This window comes from Dysgonomonas sp. GY617 (genome assembly GCF_015233815.1).
GTDB lineage: Bacteria > Bacteroidota > Bacteroidia > Bacteroidales > Dysgonomonadaceae > Dysgonomonas_A.
This window is the reverse complement of record NZ_JADCLR010000024.1, coordinates 1-17454: the sequence shown is the minus strand read 5'-3', so window position 1 is coordinate 17454 and position 17454 is coordinate 1. Positions and strand designations below refer to the sequence as shown.

14 protein-coding genes and 1 pseudogene are annotated in these 17454 nt (G+C 34.2%); 3 read left to right on the top strand and 12 right to left on the bottom strand.

Features of this window, described 5'->3' with window-relative positions; translation table 11 throughout:
• Positions 1–19 precede the first annotated feature (19 nt).
• The 6 genes and pseudogenes from IR022_RS14295 to IR022_RS14270 form a co-directional block, all read right to left on the bottom strand.
• Entirely contained in the window at positions 20–1333 is a 1314-nt protein-coding gene (locus IR022_RS14295; RefSeq protein ID WP_194204225.1) for a DUF3575 domain-containing protein, read from the bottom strand.
• Between the two features lie 1053 nt (positions 1334–2386).
• Positions 2387–2829 (bottom strand): annotated as a pseudogene (mobA, locus tag IR022_RS14290) (conjugal transfer protein MobA).
• A gap of 330 nt (positions 2830–3159) precedes the next feature.
• A complete protein-coding gene (locus tag IR022_RS14285) occupies positions 3160–3936 on the bottom strand; it encodes a hypothetical protein (protein WP_194204224.1) in 777 nt (258 codons plus the stop codon).
• 6 nt (positions 3937–3942) lie between these two features.
• The gene (locus IR022_RS14280; protein WP_194204223.1) at positions 3943–4686 is read right to left on the bottom strand and encodes a hypothetical protein; all 744 of its coding nucleotides are present in this window, start codon (positions 4684–4686) and stop codon (positions 3943–3945) included.
• A gap of 596 nt (positions 4687–5282) precedes the next feature.
• Positions 5283–5690, bottom strand: coding sequence for a DUF5856 family protein (locus tag IR022_RS14275; RefSeq protein ID WP_242053267.1), 408 nt, complete (start codon positions 5688–5690; stop codon positions 5283–5285).
• A gap of 202 nt (positions 5691–5892) precedes the next feature.
• Positions 5893–6654 carry a pirin family protein gene (locus IR022_RS14270; protein ID WP_194204222.1) on the bottom strand — a complete coding sequence of 254 codons (762 nt, stop codon included), beginning with the start codon at positions 6652–6654 and terminating at the stop codon, positions 5893–5895.
• A gap of 849 nt (positions 6655–7503) precedes the next feature.
• Between IR022_RS14270 and IR022_RS14265 the strand changes: the two genes are divergently transcribed.
• From IR022_RS14265 to IR022_RS14255, 3 genes are read left to right on the top strand one after another with little or no spacing between them, the layout of a single operon-like run.
• Positions 7504–7914, top strand: coding sequence for a hypothetical protein (locus IR022_RS14265; RefSeq protein ID WP_194204221.1), 411 nt, complete (start codon positions 7504–7506; stop codon positions 7912–7914).
• Positions 7895–9199 carry a DUF3440 domain-containing protein gene (locus tag IR022_RS14260; protein WP_194204220.1) on the top strand — a complete coding sequence of 435 codons (1305 nt, stop codon included), beginning with the start codon at positions 7895–7897 and terminating at the stop codon, positions 9197–9199. Before IR022_RS14265 ends, IR022_RS14260 begins: the two co-directional genes overlap by 20 nt.
• The gene (locus IR022_RS14255) at positions 9171–9677 is read left to right on the top strand and encodes an IbrB-like domain-containing protein (protein WP_194204219.1); all 507 of its coding nucleotides are present in this window, start codon (positions 9171–9173) and stop codon (positions 9675–9677) included. The genes IR022_RS14260 and IR022_RS14255 overlap by 29 nt, the downstream gene beginning before the upstream one ends.
• An 833-nt stretch (positions 9678–10510) precedes the next feature.
• On the opposite strand, the gene IR022_RS14250 is transcribed toward IR022_RS14255, so the two are convergent.
• From IR022_RS14250 to IR022_RS14225, 6 genes are all read right to left on the bottom strand, one after another.
• Positions 10511–11191 carry an MIP family channel protein gene (locus IR022_RS14250; RefSeq protein WP_194204218.1) on the bottom strand — a complete coding sequence of 227 codons (681 nt, stop codon included), beginning with the start codon at positions 11189–11191 and terminating at the stop codon, positions 10511–10513.
• 98 nt (positions 11192–11289) lie between these two features.
• On the bottom strand, positions 11290–12363 hold the full coding sequence (locus IR022_RS14245; protein WP_194204217.1) for an aldo/keto reductase: 1074 nt from the start codon (positions 12361–12363) through the stop codon (positions 11290–11292).
• A gap of 625 nt (positions 12364–12988) precedes the next feature.
• Positions 12989–13660 (bottom strand): OmpA family protein, encoded by a 672-nt coding sequence (locus IR022_RS14240; protein ID WP_194204216.1) that lies wholly within the window; start codon positions 13658–13660, stop codon positions 12989–12991.
• Between the two features lie 487 nt (positions 13661–14147).
• Positions 14148–14954: a hypothetical protein gene (locus IR022_RS14235; protein ID WP_194204215.1), complete on the bottom strand. Its 807-nt coding sequence runs from the start codon at positions 14952–14954 to the stop codon at positions 14148–14150.
• A 22-nt stretch (positions 14955–14976) separates the two neighbouring features.
• The gene (locus tag IR022_RS14230) at positions 14977–15789 is read right to left on the bottom strand and encodes a hypothetical protein (RefSeq protein WP_194204214.1); all 813 of its coding nucleotides are present in this window, start codon (positions 15787–15789) and stop codon (positions 14977–14979) included.
• 22 nt (positions 15790–15811) lie between these two features.
• A complete protein-coding gene (locus IR022_RS14225) occupies positions 15812–16639 on the bottom strand; it encodes a hypothetical protein (protein ID WP_194204213.1) in 828 nt (275 codons plus the stop codon).
• Between the last annotated feature and the right edge of the window lie 815 nt (positions 16640–17454).

Genomic DNA, 17454 nt, shown 5'->3' with positions numbered 1-17454 from the left:
AATTGTTATATTATATACCCTAATTATCTTTTTGTGTTTCTTCTGCAGTCAGAGGTAACATGTAAATAATCTCATATTCGCACGCACGCAAGAAAGGATAAACCTCCGCCAATAGATAAGCATAGGGTTTTCCATTATTGTATTCTTTCAACTGAGACTTACGGGTGGACAAGTCCTGAAGGTCCAGAATACCCAAGATATCAGCTTTTTCTTCTCCAGACAGGGCATCCGAGTTTATAACCGCCCCTCGCAGCCCGTCCCAATTCTCGCCTTTTGAGCGCACCCTGAAGCAGCTAGAATTAAAACCGTAGGTTATAACCATATAATCCCGAAGCGCTGCCGCACGCCTTTCGGACAATTCTATATTATGGCTTAATTCTCCTTCAGGAGAAGCATAAGCTTCTATTATTATACGTTCTATTTCAGAGGCAGATAGCTTTAGGACAGTTTCAACTGAGCTCTCGATGCTCTCAAGCTCTCGATGGTTATCACCGTAGTCTGGATAGACCACATAGCGGTCAACAGGAAACAATATACAGGCACTCCCACTTTCATAGCGGTACTGCTTGTTAACGTACGGTTTTATGTAAACCGTATCTGTGGGTACGATAGAAACCGATATAGGTGGACTGTCTGCGGATGCAGTAGGCATAGGATATATTTCAGGGATCTCTGATCTTTTTACCGTCCGCCCTATGGTATAGGATATCGAAAGACCAGCTCTAGTCAGACCCCAGTAATACTTCTTATCCGATGCAACCTTATAACCGCAGGTACGGCAACCATCTGGGTTTATTTCGCCGAGAGTGTGTTTTGTATAATCCATATGAACATAACCTCCTCCGATAATTGCTTCCAGCGCCCAACGGCGGGATAGTTCATGGCGGTAACCCAGCGACACTCCAATACCTGCTAGCCAACCCTGATAATGGTAATCGTCTATGACACGAGCTGTATTAAATCCAGCAGCATGCAAGTGTAGCCCACCAAAAAGCCCTCTAAACGATGCGTCTTTCCAATAGCGTAACTCCGGTTGGAACAGCAGCACTTTCAGCTTCTTACCGTCTGTAAAAGTCCATGGATTATAGATAACTGTAAAGTCAAGAGTCAGTTTTCGGTTCAGGCGAAACTCCCCAGAAAGATTCAAGTTTGTCAAAGCATCGTACAGCAAGTTTGTCTTGAGGACGGTAGTAGTAGTAGTAGTAGTAGTAGTAGTAGATACAGATTTCATATCTGAAATATCCTGCGCCTGCAAAGGATACACTATAATCTGAATACAAAGCAGTATACCAAACATCACTAATAAATTCTTATGGCTTACTTTATTGAACATAAAATTAATATCCTTTTTTCTATTAATGTATTTTATTATTTTCGCTTTTGTATTCCATACTATTCTAAAAAGAACTGTTATAAAAAAACACTCTATTTTAAATTGTATTTGACAACAAATAAATACATCTAGTATAAATACTGCATTGATATAAATATCAATGCAGTATTTATTTTATCAGAAAATAGACTCCGCTCAATATAAAAAACTCAAAAAAAGACAAAAAAAAAAAAAGAACAAACAAATACACACACAGAAAAAGCATATACAAGAGAAGCTTTTTACTCATTTATAGTTATTATTTTCAACTTAACAAATAAATAGCATTATGTATCACTAGATAATATTATCAAACATAGCCTCACCTGAGGAAAATATTAAAAGAGTATACCCTAGATAAATAACAACAATCTAGAATAAATTATAATATATTCTAGAATAGCTAAATATATTAGTGTTTAAGAAAAACTATTCATATCATCATAAATATGAGAATATAAGTGATCTTTCTCTAATATCGATAGAAATCCACTAATTAAAGCCTACTCTACTAAGTTTAATAAGTATCAGTATCTCGCCGTGTGGCATTAGATGTCTAAATACATAGAAAACCGACTCTATATTTTCCTCCATTACATTCTTTTATAATAGTCTGATTCTCCTTTATATTTGACAATAAGTATCGAATTATTTACCGATCAACGTCTCTAATCATTTTTTAGTTAAGGTAGAATATACTTCCACTCAATAGTTTTGAGCTCTTCTATCAACTGAGCCATCACCTACTACTGATTGTATTGATCCCATCAAAGGTTACTTTAATAACTTGTCTATCATTAATAAATTCTATCTGAGCTCCGTTTATCGATTCTAGTTCTTTCTTTTACTTATTCTTTTTGTTGCGAATAATGCACCTGCACTACCTTCAATATATGGATTCAGAATCACCTGGAATACTTTTCATCATTTTATTGAAAAAAATAATGCTTGCTTTATTTTCATCCACCTTATCCTGACTGTAAGCAATCGCTCCAAAAATAAAAGATCTACTGTTTATTTTTGCAACCATTTTTCTTCAAATTCATGAGTCAAACTAATAATTTGTTTATTTATAATGACTAGTTGAAGGGTCGTTTTTCCCAGTTTATACAGCAAAGCCATTGCTCTTCTATCTGTGAAGTTGACCTTTATTGCCTTAACTGTTTGATTATAATTCACGCCGCTTGCCTGGTACTGAAAGTAGAAAGTGGTCAGCCTCATATAATAATCTATCGCCGTTTTATCGATCTTCACTACTTTCATTGGACGATTGAAGATCATAGATGTAATAAATTTAGACCTTTCCATAAATCAAGATTGTAGAAACAGGGCTTCAAATTTTACCTTATCGACTGATACCGAAATACCACCGGATCGCTGACCTTCTTCCGACCTCCTTTATCCTGTTCTTTCCTCCATTTAAATTTCCCATAAACAACCTGATTTTTGCTCCACAGTGATTTTCGACTTTGGAGAAAATCATCCCAAAACGAACTTTCTAATTGCCCTTGCAATTAGAATCCACAAAAGCCATAATGAAAGCTTTCATTTATATCAAATACCTTGTTCTCTAGAATTATTTAATTGAGCTATATCTTCTTCAAATTGACGCTTCACATGCACACATATTTATATATAAATTGCTGTAAAAAAAGCCATTTACCCGTGATATGAAGTGTAATATATTGACATATATCTTCACTTTTTCATTCTCAAAAAGATATTGTCATTATTTGCTTTAGATAAACAGTAAATGAGTAAATAAATTAAGGCAATTATATATCCTTTTACTGAATAAATTCAAGAATAAGAGAACACTGATCGATCATATTTGCATTGCTTGTACTAGTTTCATCGGTGTATATTGTGATGATATCTCCCGCAGTGAAATTTAGTATAGATACAAAAATAGGGCTTATCCCCCAACCATTGCTATATCCTACAATACTCCCGTTCCATACCGAAACACCATTCACATATATATGTGGAGCAACTAAGTAGGGATTATTTCCGACTCTGTTTGTACCCCAGTGTCCTGATACAGTAACTCTGTATCTGCCGGTATAGGGAACCTGAATAGTTCCTGCTGACATATTTACACTACCCTGTAAAACACTGGAAATAGCACTGTTGCTGAAATTGGTTAATTGTCGAATAGTAGTTGAAGTCTGATATGTGGCAGGCCAACTAACATCTAATAGTGCAAACCACGAGCCGATAACCGATGCCCACGTGCCTACACCATTAGCGTCGGACACGAGCATTTTGCCTACTCCTTGTGTGGTATCCACTATTCTTATAGCACCTCCTGCCGTTTGGCTTATAATATCCAATTTGGTGGTAGGACTGATAGTTCCTATCCCTACACTTCCCTGATCTGTGAAGACAATGTCGTCAACTGCTTGAGCAGCTGTAATAGCGCCCGTTGATGGGTTTGTTGTTGCAGGAGTAGAAGCTCCATCTATATGTAATAACGTTTTTGGGTTTTCGGTATTAATGCCAATTTGAGCCATGCAGATATTGCAGGATAGTAATGTGATGATTATGAGTATTATTTTATTCATGATTTTTTATTTTACGAATTCTATAAATAGTGTTAAGTTCGATACTCCATTTGCATAGTTTATATCCCTTTCCGAAGAGAAGATCGTTAATACATCGTTTTGGTTTAAGATTGTAAATGTATCATAGCTAACATATGGTGAAGAGGATATGAGGGTTGATCCCAATGAGTGAGGCGACCAGATAGCGCTTCCATTTCTTCTTACAGAATAAAATCCTGCTATAAAATATCCACTTCCTCTATTCATTAATGATATACCGAACAAAGTAAGCCTGTATGTGCCGTTGTAGGGAACTGTTATACTACCATTTGGAATATTGATGTTTCCTAATGTCGAGTTGGAGATAGATCCTCCCGTAAAATTAATTTTTCGAGAACCTATTGCGGCGGTGTAGGGTAGATTACCACCAGTGATAGAAGCATTCCAGCTGCCAATAATATTTACCCAGCTGGCTGTCCCGGTCAATGCGCTGGTTAGTACCTTTGTCGAGCCCTCACTTGTATCTGAAATTCGGATAGCTCCGGGAGTTGAGCTTATTATCTCCAGTTTTCCCAAGGGATTTGTAGTTCCTATACCTATATTGCCGTTTTTATTCATTGCTACATCATCACTCACGTTGAGGCTGCCACTGGTGTCACCTCGTGGGTCGATATGTAAGATACCTTGTGGGGATCGGGTGTTTATCCCGACCTGAGCTTTCGTAAGCCCGATAAAAAACAGTCCCATTAGTAGTAAAACACTTTTCTTCATTGTTGTTATTATTATTAATATAGTGTGATCGTATAGATTTTTTGTGAATGAAAAAGGTAATTCTCCACTTTGTATTTTAGTTGATAATGTACGAAAAAGCAGCAGCATGTAATCACTACATACCACTGCTGGACATAATTGTGCCATAGGTAAACGAAAAAATCGTACTGATTTTGAACGACTATAAAAAGCAAATCAGAAATACGAAAACCTTTACCTGAACAACTATATATATTGGGGAAATATGTAAAAGCTGAAAAAAATGTGTACGTAAAACGCAATAACAAAAAAAGACGGATTACTCCGCCTAAAATATCTTTATTACCAGCATGTTCGCTAGTTAGTCTCTCTCTCTCTCTCTCTCTCTCTCTCTCTCTCTCTCTCTCTCTCTAATATTTCAACGCACACAACCAAATCTAAATCGTTAAACTTTAGATTGTTATTAGTGGATATGTTTGTTAATTTCATGACCATTGTTTGAGTAAAGGGTTATTTTACAGGGGTAAATATAGATATTTTTTTTTAAATTAGCATTTCATAAGTAGGAAAACATGTTTTCCTACTTATGAAATGCTAATTTAAAAAAAAATGAAAAATTATTGAAGTCTTTTTAGACGGTACAATAACTGTTGGATAGCTTCCTGATAATCATCAATTATAGCTAGAGTAAAAGCATCTGTAAACAGTTCTCTTTGAGATTCTGAATAAGCGAAGAAATTCTCAATATGCTTGATTATATCTACTGGATTCTTTGTTTTAGGAATAACAATCTCCAAATCTCCTTTTATAGCATAAGAAGTTTCTACCAAACGGTCTGTCACATCAAGCAAGTCCTCCAGAGCTTGGTCCAATGCAATATGCTGAGAATAACTACATTCTCCTGTAATATGCCAGTGATGAAGTTTCAAACTGCTATTAAATGAGAAAATTTCTCCAATGAATGTTGCAATTTCCGTATTGACTGCTGCAACCTTTTTTTCTTTTAACGTTTTAGTATTCATCATGATAAATTTTATTTATATATTGGCAAAATTGCCTAAAAAAAATCTACAAATCCAAAAACTGATTATTGAATGTTAGATAGTAGTATAAATACTATGAAGATAAGGGAAGTGTCCAAAATATAAATATAACAATGTATATTTACAAATAAAATACAGAGTGCAGAATCACTCTTACTTCACTTCATCCCTTTCATTGAAATAGCTATTCACCTGTATATTGCTCTTCATTACCTTTATATTTTTCTTTATAACATTCTTCGTCAAAGGCCATCTCAATAATTAAAAAATGTGATTCCTGTTTTGCTGTAATAAATATATTTTCTTTTACAATTTCTAATGCATCACGCATATTAAGATGAATATTATTTACTATTGCATCCCCTTCAAGCAGGACTAAATATACCTGACGATTATCACTCACCTGAAACTCTATCTGTTTTTCTTTTGCTAGAATTGTAGCAAACATATTTATATCAGCGTGAATTTTTATTGGGGCAGAACTTTCTTTATTATTATAAGAGGTGGCTATCGGTAGCCATTTATCCAATCTGTCTTCAAGCCTAAATCGGTAATCTCCATAATTGGGCTTATATCCCTGCTTATCGGGGAAAAACCATATTTGAGCAAATCGTAATTCTTTATCAGTATAATTGTATTCGCTGTGAGTAATCCCTGTTCCAGCACTCATATATTGAGATTGCCCTCTGGTAAGACTATGAGCATTTCCCATATTGTCTCGGTGAGAAAGTTCACCTTGAATAACATAAGAAATGATTTCCATATCTTTATGTGGATGGGTAGCAAAACCTTCACTAGACTGAACAATATCATCATTTAAAACACGCAGAACTCCAAAACGAACATTTTCTGGATTGCAATACTCTGCAAAAGAAAAATGAAAATGACTATCTAACCAACCATGCTGAGCTCTACCCATTTTTTGACTGTCGATGTACTTTACCATAAAAAACCTCCATTTCTAATTAATTAATAAAAATTTCATTACATGTGTTTTCTGATTTAACATTCTAAATTTTAAAATTTACCTAAGTATAATAGCTTTATTATATTGTATATGTAATTCAAAAAAACAATAGCATGTAATCACGACACACTACTAGACATAACAAGATTTTACAATAAACAAGATAAATATTATGTTGTAAACGACAACGAATAACCAAGCTTTCGTATTTAATCTCGAGTATCATCATGCGTAAGTTAATGAATAAAGGAAAACCTTCTTAAGAATCAGAAAATATTTAGATAAATAAAAATATTTAAAACAATTAAAATGACACTATTTATGTCTAAATAAAATCAAACTCCACAAAAACAAAGCATATTAAAACTCCAAATACACAAATAAAGAAACAATAGATGCCACATAAAAGAGGAAAACAACACAAACAACAAACACAACAGACAATCAAGGCATTTAAAGTTGTTAGCCAATTTAAAAATAACACAATTTGACAATTTCAAATTTGTTAAATTTATTTTCTTTAATTCTATTAATTTATTACTATAAAACAAACAAAAATACTTAACCTTGTAAAAAAAAAATAGAATTTTAAATACTGATTCATAAAACAATAATAATATAAGCAGACATTTTCAATAAAATAACTTATTTAATTTACATAAGGGTATTCGATAAAAAAAGTCTATTAAAACAACAGAACCATTTGTTCAAAACACATATAATTGTTAATTTTGTCAAGCTATAAAAGAGTGAAGATTCTAGCCTTATTACATACACAGTTTAGAAGAAACTACAGGATTTTATCCTCGTATTTAATATATATAAAATATGGAAATTATAGAACTGGAAGGAGAAGACCAACGGCTATACTATCTAGTTGCCCACCTCATAATGGATGAAAAGATCCTAAGTTATAATCTTAACTATCCTTACAGAACCTCTTCTGAATATAAATGGTTTATAGCAACAAATAAAGGTGTTACACTTGGTTTTATTCCTGTAAAACTTAAGGAAGGTAAAGCCATTATAAACAATTATTATATAGCAGATGACGACTCCAAAGTATTTTCAGCATTATTAAAAAGGATTATCAAGGCGCTCCATCTCGATTTTATGATAGAATCTGTAACACAAATAAAGCATATTTCCTACTTTGAGTACAGTGGTTTTTCAACTGTTCTTTTTTGGAAGAGATATGCAAAAATGAAAGTATTTAATAATGAAGAAAAATGTCTATGAACGAGCTATGTGCCGGATTGATACCATCTTTAAAGAATTTGATAACATCTATATTTCTTTTTCGGGAGGTAAAGACAGTAGCGTAATGCTGAATCTTTGTATACAATATCTCAGAGAAACCGGCCTTAAAAGAAAAATAGGAGTTTTTCATATGGATTACGAAATACAGTACAACGAAACACTTCGCTATATTGACCATATTTTTAATACAAACCCTGATATCATAGAAGTCTATCGAGTTTGTGTACCTTTTAAAGTTAGCACCTGTACCTCAATGTATCAAATGTTCTGGCGTCCTTGGGATGAAGAATGTAAAAAATTATGGGTCAGAGAAATTCCTTCAGGCAGCTATACAAAAAAAGATTTCCCTTTCTATAATGAAGAAATGTGGGATTATGATTTTTATACACTTTTTGCACAATGGTATCATCGATTAAAGAAAGCTGATAAAACTTGTTGTCTAGTTGGCATAAGAACACAAGAAAGCCTGCATCGTTGGAGAACCATACATAGCAATAACAGATATAATATGTACCATTATAAAAAATGGACACGTCAAATAAAAGAAAACATCTACAATGCCTATGTTATATATGATTGGTTAACAACCGATATCTGGACTGCCAATTGTCGTTTTAAATGGGAGTATAATCGATTATATGATCTTTACTATCAAGCAGGTGTACCATTAGAAATGCAAAGAGTAGCTAGTCCATTTATATCTACAGCAAGAGAAAGTTTATCACTATACCGGGCTATTGACCCTGATATGTGGGGAAAAATGATATGCCGTGTAAATGGTGTGAACTTTACAGCACTATATGGACATACTAGCCTTGTGGCAAAACAAAAAATTATTTTACCTAGGGGGCATACATGGGAAAGCTATATGCATTATCTACTATCAACTTTACCGGAAAGTACCCGACTGAATTATCTACAAAAATTGTCTGTTAGTATCAACTTTTGGCGTAATAAAGGAGGCTGTTTGTCTGAAAAAACAATAGAAGAGTTACAAGCTCTTAAAATTAAGATAGAAGTTTCAGATTATAGCAACTATAAGACTAATAAGCGCCCTGTTAAGATGGAATACCAAGATAATATTGAAATTACAGATTTTAAGGAACTTCCAACATTTAAACGTATGTGTATATGCATACTCAAGAACGATCACTTATGTAAATATATGGGATTTACGATGACAAAGAAAGAAATAGAGAATAGAGCACGAATCATGGATTTTTATGTGAATATATATGGAAAATTACAAAAGCCCAGTTTATAATGTCAGAGCAGTTGAAATTGAGAAGATACAAGCAAATGCATACAATCCCAATGTTGTAGCACCTCCTGAAATGAAACTTTTGGAGTTATCCATTTGGGAAGATGGATACACTATGCCTTGTGTCTGTTATTATCTTCCAGATACAGACAAATATGAACTCGTGGATGGCTATCATCGGTATTTAGTGATGAAAACATCAAAACGCATTTATAAACGCGAAAAAGGAATTTTACCAGTTGTGGTCCTCGAAAAAGATCTGTCAAACCGAATGGCATCAACAATTAGACATAATCGTGCTCGAGGTACACATAATATTGAACTAATGACAACCATTGTTACTGAACTCAAAAAAGCAGGAATGAGTGATACTTGGATTCTAAAAAACATAGGTATGGACAAAGACGAATTACTTCGATTTAAACAAATTTCAGGATTATCTTCATTATTCACCAACAAGGACTTTAGTATACCAAAATAAATTGTAAATTGGCTAAAAATTGGCTTTATTATATTACTCAGTTCGTCAGAGGTAATTACTGTTTTATCAGAGTAACTACTTACAAAAATATACTATGAACGTATAGAATATTCATAATATATTATTATTGGATTATACTCATTATTTAACCCTTACAAATGCACTTTAGTAACAGTAAATTGAAGGCTAATTAGATACGTCAATATAGCTGCATTGCCCACTACATTCTGATAAACTGTATTGTCAAAAAATAAGTAATAGAATATCCAAAGCACTCATTAATATTACATATTTATTACTTCTTACCACATTCTCTATTGGATTCATCGACCAAATTATTGTGTTATAGACATCCCCCATCTTTTAGTTGGTATTATGAAAGTTATTGTATAAAACAAATCAGGCATACGAAAACGTCTACCTGAACAACTATTGATATATGTATTGGGGAAATATGTAAAAGTTGAAAACATTATGTATGTAAAACACAATAACAAAAAAAGACAGATCACTCTGCCTAAAATATCTTTATTACCAGCATGTTCGCTAGTTCTCTCTCTCTAACATTTCAATACACAACCAAAACCTAAATAACTAAAGTTCAAACTATTACTTATTTACAGTTGCAAATATAAAGTAAAAAAAAATTAAAATACAATAACAATTATACTTCTATCTAATAATCTGACTGGCATTTATGGTATAAAAGGAACTCTAAGAAAAAATAGGCTTTGTCAAGAATTACAATCGGATAAAACTAGTCCTTTAATCATAAAACAAGATAAATAAAAAGACCCTCATATTGCTATGAAGGTCTTTATATGATAATAATATTAAGCTTTATCAGAGTCAATAACTTTCCATACAATTGCAGCAATAGCAGCACCAAGAAAAGGGGCTATAATAAATAACCATAGTTGAGATAATGCTTTACCTCCTTCAATTGTATCGAATAAAGCTGGCCCGATACTACGAGCAGGGTTTACAGATGTTCCTGTAATAGGTATACATACAATATGGATTAAGACTAAAGACAATCCAATTGCTAGTCCTGCAAAATTACCGGCTCCATTCTTAGAGGTAGCACCCAAAACTACCATCAAAAAGATATAAGTAAATACTGTTTCTGCAATAAAAGCTGTAATCAGAGAATCCTCTGCAAAACCGTTTGCCCCTGTCAATGTTGTCATTGAGGCTGAATCTTTAGCCAGAATATACAATATTGCAGAACCAATGATAGCCCCTATAACCTGAAATATAATGTACATACCTGCATCTTTTGCTGACATTCTCTTTGATAAGAATACACCCAGCGTGATAGCTGGATTGATATGACATCCTGAGACTTTACCTATTGTATAGGCCATAGCAACTACAGATAAACCGAAAGCGAATGCAACACCCAGTGTACCTACAGAGGTAAAAGGTTGTTCTGCTCCAGCAAAGACTGCTGCTCCACACCCCATAATAACTAGGACCATAGTCCCGATCATTTCTGCGAAATACTTTTTCATTGATTTGATTATTTAATTAAACATTTGTTCTTCATTTCCATTACATTTTTCTTTATAGTATTCTTCGTCAAGTACCATTTTATATTTATAAGTAACTCTTAAAGATCAGATGAAGTCCGCCATAAATCAATACCTGAGTCTACTGCAAATTTATTAATGGCAACTAATTCTTGAATAGAGAATGTTAGATTATTAAGTACTCCCAGATTTTCATCTAGCTGTGTAACACTGGATATACCTATAAGGGTTGATGCAATAACTGGATCACGTAACACCCATGCTAGTGCCATCTGGGAAAGAGACTGTCCGCGTTTATCGGCAATCGTTTTTAGTCCTTGAATCCTGAAAAGGACTTCTTCTGTAATCATGCTATCGGGAAGACTGGGACGTTTCGTTGCCCGAGAAATTTCGTTCAAATTCTGAGTGGCAAAACGATCGGTAAGTAGTCCTTGTGCTAATGCTGTAAATGAGATTGCTCCCATACCTGTTGCTCGGAGTTCATCGGTGAGCCCCGATTCAATCCATCTGTTAAGTAAATTATATGATGGCTGGTGAATAATAAGAGGAATACCTAGCTGGTTAGCAATTTCTTTAGCTTTGGCAGTGTGTTTGGCTGAGTATGATGATATACCTACATACCTAGCTTTGCCGGAATGAATGGCACTAGCTAATGCTCCTATCGTCTCGTCAAGTGGAGTTATGGGATCAAAACGGTGAGAATAGAAGATATCAAAGTAGTCTACAGATTGTCGACGAAGGGAATCATCAAGGCTAGATAGTAGATAGTTACGAGAACCTAATTGCCCCTGTGGTCCCGGCCACATATCCCAGCCAGCCTTACTGGAGATAATGAGTTCATGCCGATAAGGTTTGAAGTCTGTCCGCATCATCCGTCCAAAGTTTTCTTCCGCAGAACCATAAGGTGGTCCATAATTATTGGCTAAATCAAAGTGGGTAATGCCTTTGTCAAAAGCATGTCGAAGTATCTCACGTTGTACGTCAAAAGGACGATTATCTCCAAAGTTATACCAAAGTCCAAGCGATATTATGGGAAGAATGAGACCTGAGTCCCCAACTCTTCTATATACCATGTCGTTATATCTATCTTGTGAAGCTGCCCATGGAGTAAATGTGTGAGGAATATTTTTATAATCAAAATTGATTTGTGTCATATATTATTTTTTATGTATTAGTAATTATATCAACAATATAGCTTTAGGTGTCAAGAAAACTCATGCCATCGCATATATCAACCAACAAATAAACATATCCAACATGAATACTAAATAGATATTTGCATCAATTCAGTATCTAATTCATCACATTTATAGACTGTATACAAGATAAAATACTCTAAAAAGGAGACAAATAAATCCAAAATGAATAAATTCACAAAAAAAGAGAAACTTCCTACTCATTTATGGTTATTATTTCTCATTTCGATAAAAGAATAGTATCATGTAATCACTACATAATACTATCAAATAAACTGTACCAGAGGAAGAAGTTAAAGAAGTATACCCAAAACAAACAGTAGTTTAGAGTAAGTTATAAAGTATTCTGGAACAGCTAAATATATTAGTGTCTAAGAAAAAATTATTCCTATTATCGAATATTAGAATATAAGCAATCTTTCCCCAATATCAATAGAAATAATAAAATCTAATAAGTATCAGTATCTTGCCATGAAATATTTGGATGTCTGAATAGATAAGAAGACCGACATCGTATTTACTTCCATTACTTTCTTTAATAAATATAATTCATCTAGATAGATATCTGGAGATAAACATCAAATCATTTACCAGTTTCAGCGTCTCTAACCATTTTCTCGTTAGGGTGGATATATATTTCCACACGACGATTTTGAGCTTTACCTGCAGAAGTGCTGTTGTCAGCAACTGGTTCTGTAGATCCCATACCTGCTGAAGTCATACGATTGCCTGCAACACCTTGTTGTAAAAGAAAATTATAAACGGCTTGAGCACGTTTTTCAGATAGTGGGTTATTGATTGCGTCAGAACCTGAACTATCGGTATGACCTGCGATATTGATATCTGTATCAGGGTGATTTCTCAAAGAAGATGCAAATTGACTAAGAGCACTTTGTGATGCCGAATTCAATGAGCTAGAGTTTGTTGCAAACAATATACCCGATTCGAATGTTACTTTGATAGCTTGTCCATCATTAACAGATTCTACCTGAGCACCATTTATTTCTTCTAGTTCTTTCTTTTGCTTATCCATTTTGTTACCGATGATTGCACCAGCTCCACCGCCTATAACGGCACCTATACCTGCACCCCAAGCAGCACCTTTGCCACCACCTAGAATTGCACCTATACCTGCACCTAATGCACCGCCTGCACCTGCGCCAACACCTGTACCTTTAACTGTATTGCTTGCTCCACAACTTGATAATAATAATGCTGCGGAAAGGGCTAATACCCCAAAAATGTTTCTGTTCATAATCAAAATATCTTTATTTTAATTTTCTTACTCGAAAATGTCTATGGACTCGCAATATGCCAGTTCTCTTTGTATTATAAATATGATTTCATCAGCAGTGAAATCCTTCAGTTTATTCTTCTTTATAAAAATTCGGCTTCTCATTAGCCAAAATGTATTACAAAAGAATACATTAAACACTAGATTAGATATACTATTTAGGTCTAAAACTAAATAGATATATCACATAAACAGACCCTCTATAACACAAAACACTCAAAAATAGTTACAAACAAATCTCCGATAGGATATATATGAAAAAGAACAACAACATGAGAAACTTTCACCCATTTTTAGTTATTCGCATTTTTTCTAAAAAAGAATAATTCGAGAAATACGAACTCGTTAAAAGAAGATAGTATTATTGTTATATCTAGTTTTAGAATTACCTTTCACTTATTGGGCAAAACACTTTATTCGTTATTGCTATACTCAAGAAGTATAATTATTAAGCATCTTTTATTCCAAAAGCATAAAAACTACTCTTTTCTGCTTGTCCTACATTATTCAATACGATATTTAATCCGGCATTGATCTTACCTACGATAAGATAATAGGCTTTATCACTTCCTGTTTGATTATTAATCTTAAAACAACCTCTTAGCTGATTTTGAGAACCTAAAAAAACAGAAGAGCCCTGAATAGTCCAACTTCCTGTTATATCCCCTGAAACAGATGTAGAAGATAAAGATTCCGAGAGACTCGAGAGAATGTAAATTCGCCGGTTATCAAAAGCTGGAAGTGTACCGGTATAGTTATTAATATATAGACTATAAAAAACCAGCCATTCACCCGGAGGCAAGCTTATGTAACTTTGAGTATTCTGATAATTTGTTGTATTTATAGCAATATTAGCTCCTGAAGGACTAAATGTTCCGAATTGCATTCTCGGAGCATATGCTGCCCAGATACCGGTACCATCGGCTGATGAATAGAGGACTTTATCCACACCTTCATCACCCGTCTGAATTGTCAACTGAGAATTGGGGGCAATTGTGCTACCGCCTGTTACAATATGTAATTTCGTACCGGGTGCATTTGTCCCAACTCCAACATTACCGTACTCGTCTATTACCACATCATTGAGCATTTGAGCATTTGTTGCAGCTCCTGTTAATGGATTATCTTTAGATCCGTCCACATGTAATACTAGATTTGATCCGACATTCTCTGTATTTATACCAATCTGTGAGAAGGTGGAAAGTGGAAATAAGAAAATAAAGAGAACCCATATATATTTAGAGAAATTTTTCATATGTTTTAACCGATTTATTATTTTAATAAGATAGTCTTAAAGCTAGAAGATAATTCTCCGGGCTATTGTCCGCAAAATTACTTAATATACCTGAAGGGTTTAATCCAGAAGATTTACCAACATGACCAGCACCATAATAATACCTCTTTACTCCGGTCGATGAATTACGAATTATAATAGTACCAGATAACGAATTTGATCCTGTTCCCCGTACGATACCTGTCAGAAAAACACTACCGATAATATCTGAACTGAGAAGACCATTAGGAGCATCACTAAAAGAAGTCCTAAACCAGAATATTTGATCTTCTGTCGAGGGTACATTAGTTAGAGTTAACTTAATATTTACTATAACAGCCCACATTCCCGGCTTTAAATCAATATAAGAATTATCGAAAGTGATTAAAGGAAGGCCTAAAGTAACAATAGAACTAGTGCTCATATTACTAATCACTTCAGAATATCCCGCTCCTAAAGAACCTATCACAAAATCCGTTGCTCCTGCATATTTCCATAGTGCGTTTCCGGAAGCATCTGAAGTTAAGATTTTACCGACAGATTGACTACCATCCTCAATCTTTATTCCGTTATATAAAGAATTTCTCTTTATATGTACATGACTTATTGGATTAACCTGACCAATCCCCAAATAACCTGCTGAGCTTATAAATACATCGTCTTCGTAATCTGCCGGGGAAAGAACACCTGCCGGATTATTACCCTTTGCATCTATATGCATTGCTCCATCCAAAGGATGTATTGTATTAATACCTACCTGAGCTATAATAGCCGGGGATAGCATAGTCAGTAAGTTAAACAAGAAATATTTAATCATAATCTATTATTTTCTAATTTATTCAAATTTCCACTGGAAGGCGATAAGCAATTATATTATCTTCACCCCATCTCCCTCCAAATTCACTGAGGAAAGAAGAAGAAGAAGAAGAAGAAAAAACTACAACATCTCCAGCTATATAGTAGTAAGTTTTGGTCGAACCGCTCTGATTTTCTATAATAACTGAACCGGATAAGATTCCAGCGCTAGTGTATGACATCGTTCCCTGAAATAAAATTCTCCCATCCCCTTCTAGATCCGGTGACCTTAGTGAAGCAAAAGATAAGCCGTTATTAGCTATTGTGGTATTATCTGCGAAAGATGTAGAAATAGAAAAAGAACCCAGAGGATCTAAACCTCCCCTTACCGGCAGATATGTTACTATCATAAGTAACCAGCGTCCTGGAGGTAGAACGATTGTGGCATTAGTTGCGGAGTAATTAGAATTATCCAGAAGAGGTATATTAGGGCAAGATGACGGCTTATTAAAAATAATTGACTCTATTCGAGGTAGACCATACCAACTAGACAGACCTGAACTATTTTCTGAATGGAGAATATTACCGTCCCCTTCATGTCCATCCTCTAAGCGAAAACCTGAAACTGGATTTGTACTTGTTCCTGTAGTTTTAATATGCAGCTTTGCTTCAGGATTTATAGTGCCAATACCCATATTTCCTGCAGAGGTGACTATAATATCATCTTCTGTGCCGCTTGTGCCGGTTACATTTGTATCTTTTTGGGGATCTACATGAAAAACACCCTGAGGATTCGTTGTATTTATGCCGACCTGAGCGTTGAGCATACCCAGAGAAAATATTCCCATTAGCAAAAGATTCTTTTTTCTCATTTTTTCAAATTTATTACTTGTTAGTTATTATATAGTTAGTTAGTTAGTTAGTTTATTCAAAGAAAGCAGCAGCATGTAATCTCTACACGCTGCTGCCGGACATAGTTGTGCCATAAGTAAAAGGAAATATCGTACTGATTTTGAACGACAACAAAAAAACAAATCTGCTACACGAAAACCTTTACCGGAACAACTATCGATATATATATTGGGGAAATATGTAAAAGGGGAAAAGAATATGTATAAAAAACGCAATAACAAAAAAAGACGGAGTAATCCGTCTAAAATATATTTATTACCAGCATGTTCGCTAGTTAGTCTCTCTCTCTCTCTCTCTCTCTCTCTCTCTCTCTCTCTCTCTCTCTCTCTCTCTCTAATATTTCAACGCACATAGCCAAATCTAAATCGTTAAACTTTAGATTGTTATTGGTGGGTATGTTTGTTAATTTTATTCTCATTATTTGAGTAGTGAGTTCGCTTATAGCGACAAAGATAAAAATTTATATTAAATAATTAGCTCCTACTCTTATAATGTTATGCATTTTATACTCCATAATTTATGGTAATATATATAATATATCCAACTAAAGCTAAAGCCAAGAAAAAAAAATTGCTTCAAAAGTAACAGGCCAATAAATCCCTAAAACGAATATCTTCTGGATCTTCTCCAATTTGAGTTGTATATATAATACATATCCAAATAAACAATAAACAGACGATATTGTTATACTAAAAATCAGACCTGCTAATTTCAAACCAGCAGTAGAAATTTTAAGCCTTTATTCATTCTGTTTTAGCTAAAAAAAGAATGAAAG

What these genes read in the sequence shown, in the direction of transcription:
- IR022_RS14295 (WP_194204225.1), bottom strand. Translation starts at nt 1,333, where the DNA reads ATGTTCAATAAAGTAAGCCATAAGAATTTATTAGTGATGTTTGGTATA.
- IR022_RS14285 (WP_194204224.1), bottom strand. Translation starts at nt 3,936, where the DNA reads ATGAATAAAATAATACTCATAATCATCACATTACTATCCTGCAATATC.
- IR022_RS14280 (WP_194204223.1), bottom strand. Translation starts at nt 4,686, where the DNA reads ATGAAGAAAAGTGTTTTACTACTAATGGGACTGTTTTTTATCGGGCTT.
- IR022_RS14275 (WP_242053267.1), bottom strand. Translation starts at nt 5,690, where the DNA reads ATGATGAATACTAAAACGTTAAAAGAAAAAAAGGTTGCAGCAGTCAAT.
- IR022_RS14270 (WP_194204222.1), bottom strand. Translation starts at nt 6,654, where the DNA reads ATGGTAAAGTACATCGACAGTCAAAAAATGGGTAGAGCTCAGCATGGT.
- IR022_RS14265 (WP_194204221.1), top strand. Translation starts at nt 7,504, where the DNA reads ATGGAAATTATAGAACTGGAAGGAGAAGACCAACGGCTATACTATCTA.
- IR022_RS14260 (WP_194204220.1), top strand. Translation starts at nt 7,895, where the DNA reads ATGAAGAAAAATGTCTATGAACGAGCTATGTGCCGGATTGATACCATC.
- IR022_RS14255 (WP_194204219.1), top strand. Translation starts at nt 9,171, where the DNA reads ATGGAAAATTACAAAAGCCCAGTTTATAATGTCAGAGCAGTTGAAATT.
- IR022_RS14250 (WP_194204218.1), bottom strand. Translation starts at nt 11,191, where the DNA reads ATGAAAAAGTATTTCGCAGAAATGATCGGGACTATGGTCCTAGTTATT.
- IR022_RS14245 (WP_194204217.1), bottom strand. Translation starts at nt 12,363, where the DNA reads ATGACACAAATCAATTTTGATTATAAAAATATTCCTCACACATTTACT.
- IR022_RS14240 (WP_194204216.1), bottom strand. Translation starts at nt 13,660, where the DNA reads ATGAACAGAAACATTTTTGGGGTATTAGCCCTTTCCGCAGCATTATTA.
- IR022_RS14235 (WP_194204215.1), bottom strand. Translation starts at nt 14,954, where the DNA reads ATGAAAAATTTCTCTAAATATATATGGGTTCTCTTTATTTTCTTATTT.
- IR022_RS14230 (WP_194204214.1), bottom strand. Translation starts at nt 15,789, where the DNA reads ATGATTAAATATTTCTTGTTTAACTTACTGACTATGCTATCCCCGGCT.
- IR022_RS14225 (WP_194204213.1), bottom strand. Translation starts at nt 16,639, where the DNA reads ATGAGAAAAAAGAATCTTTTGCTAATGGGAATATTTTCTCTGGGTATG.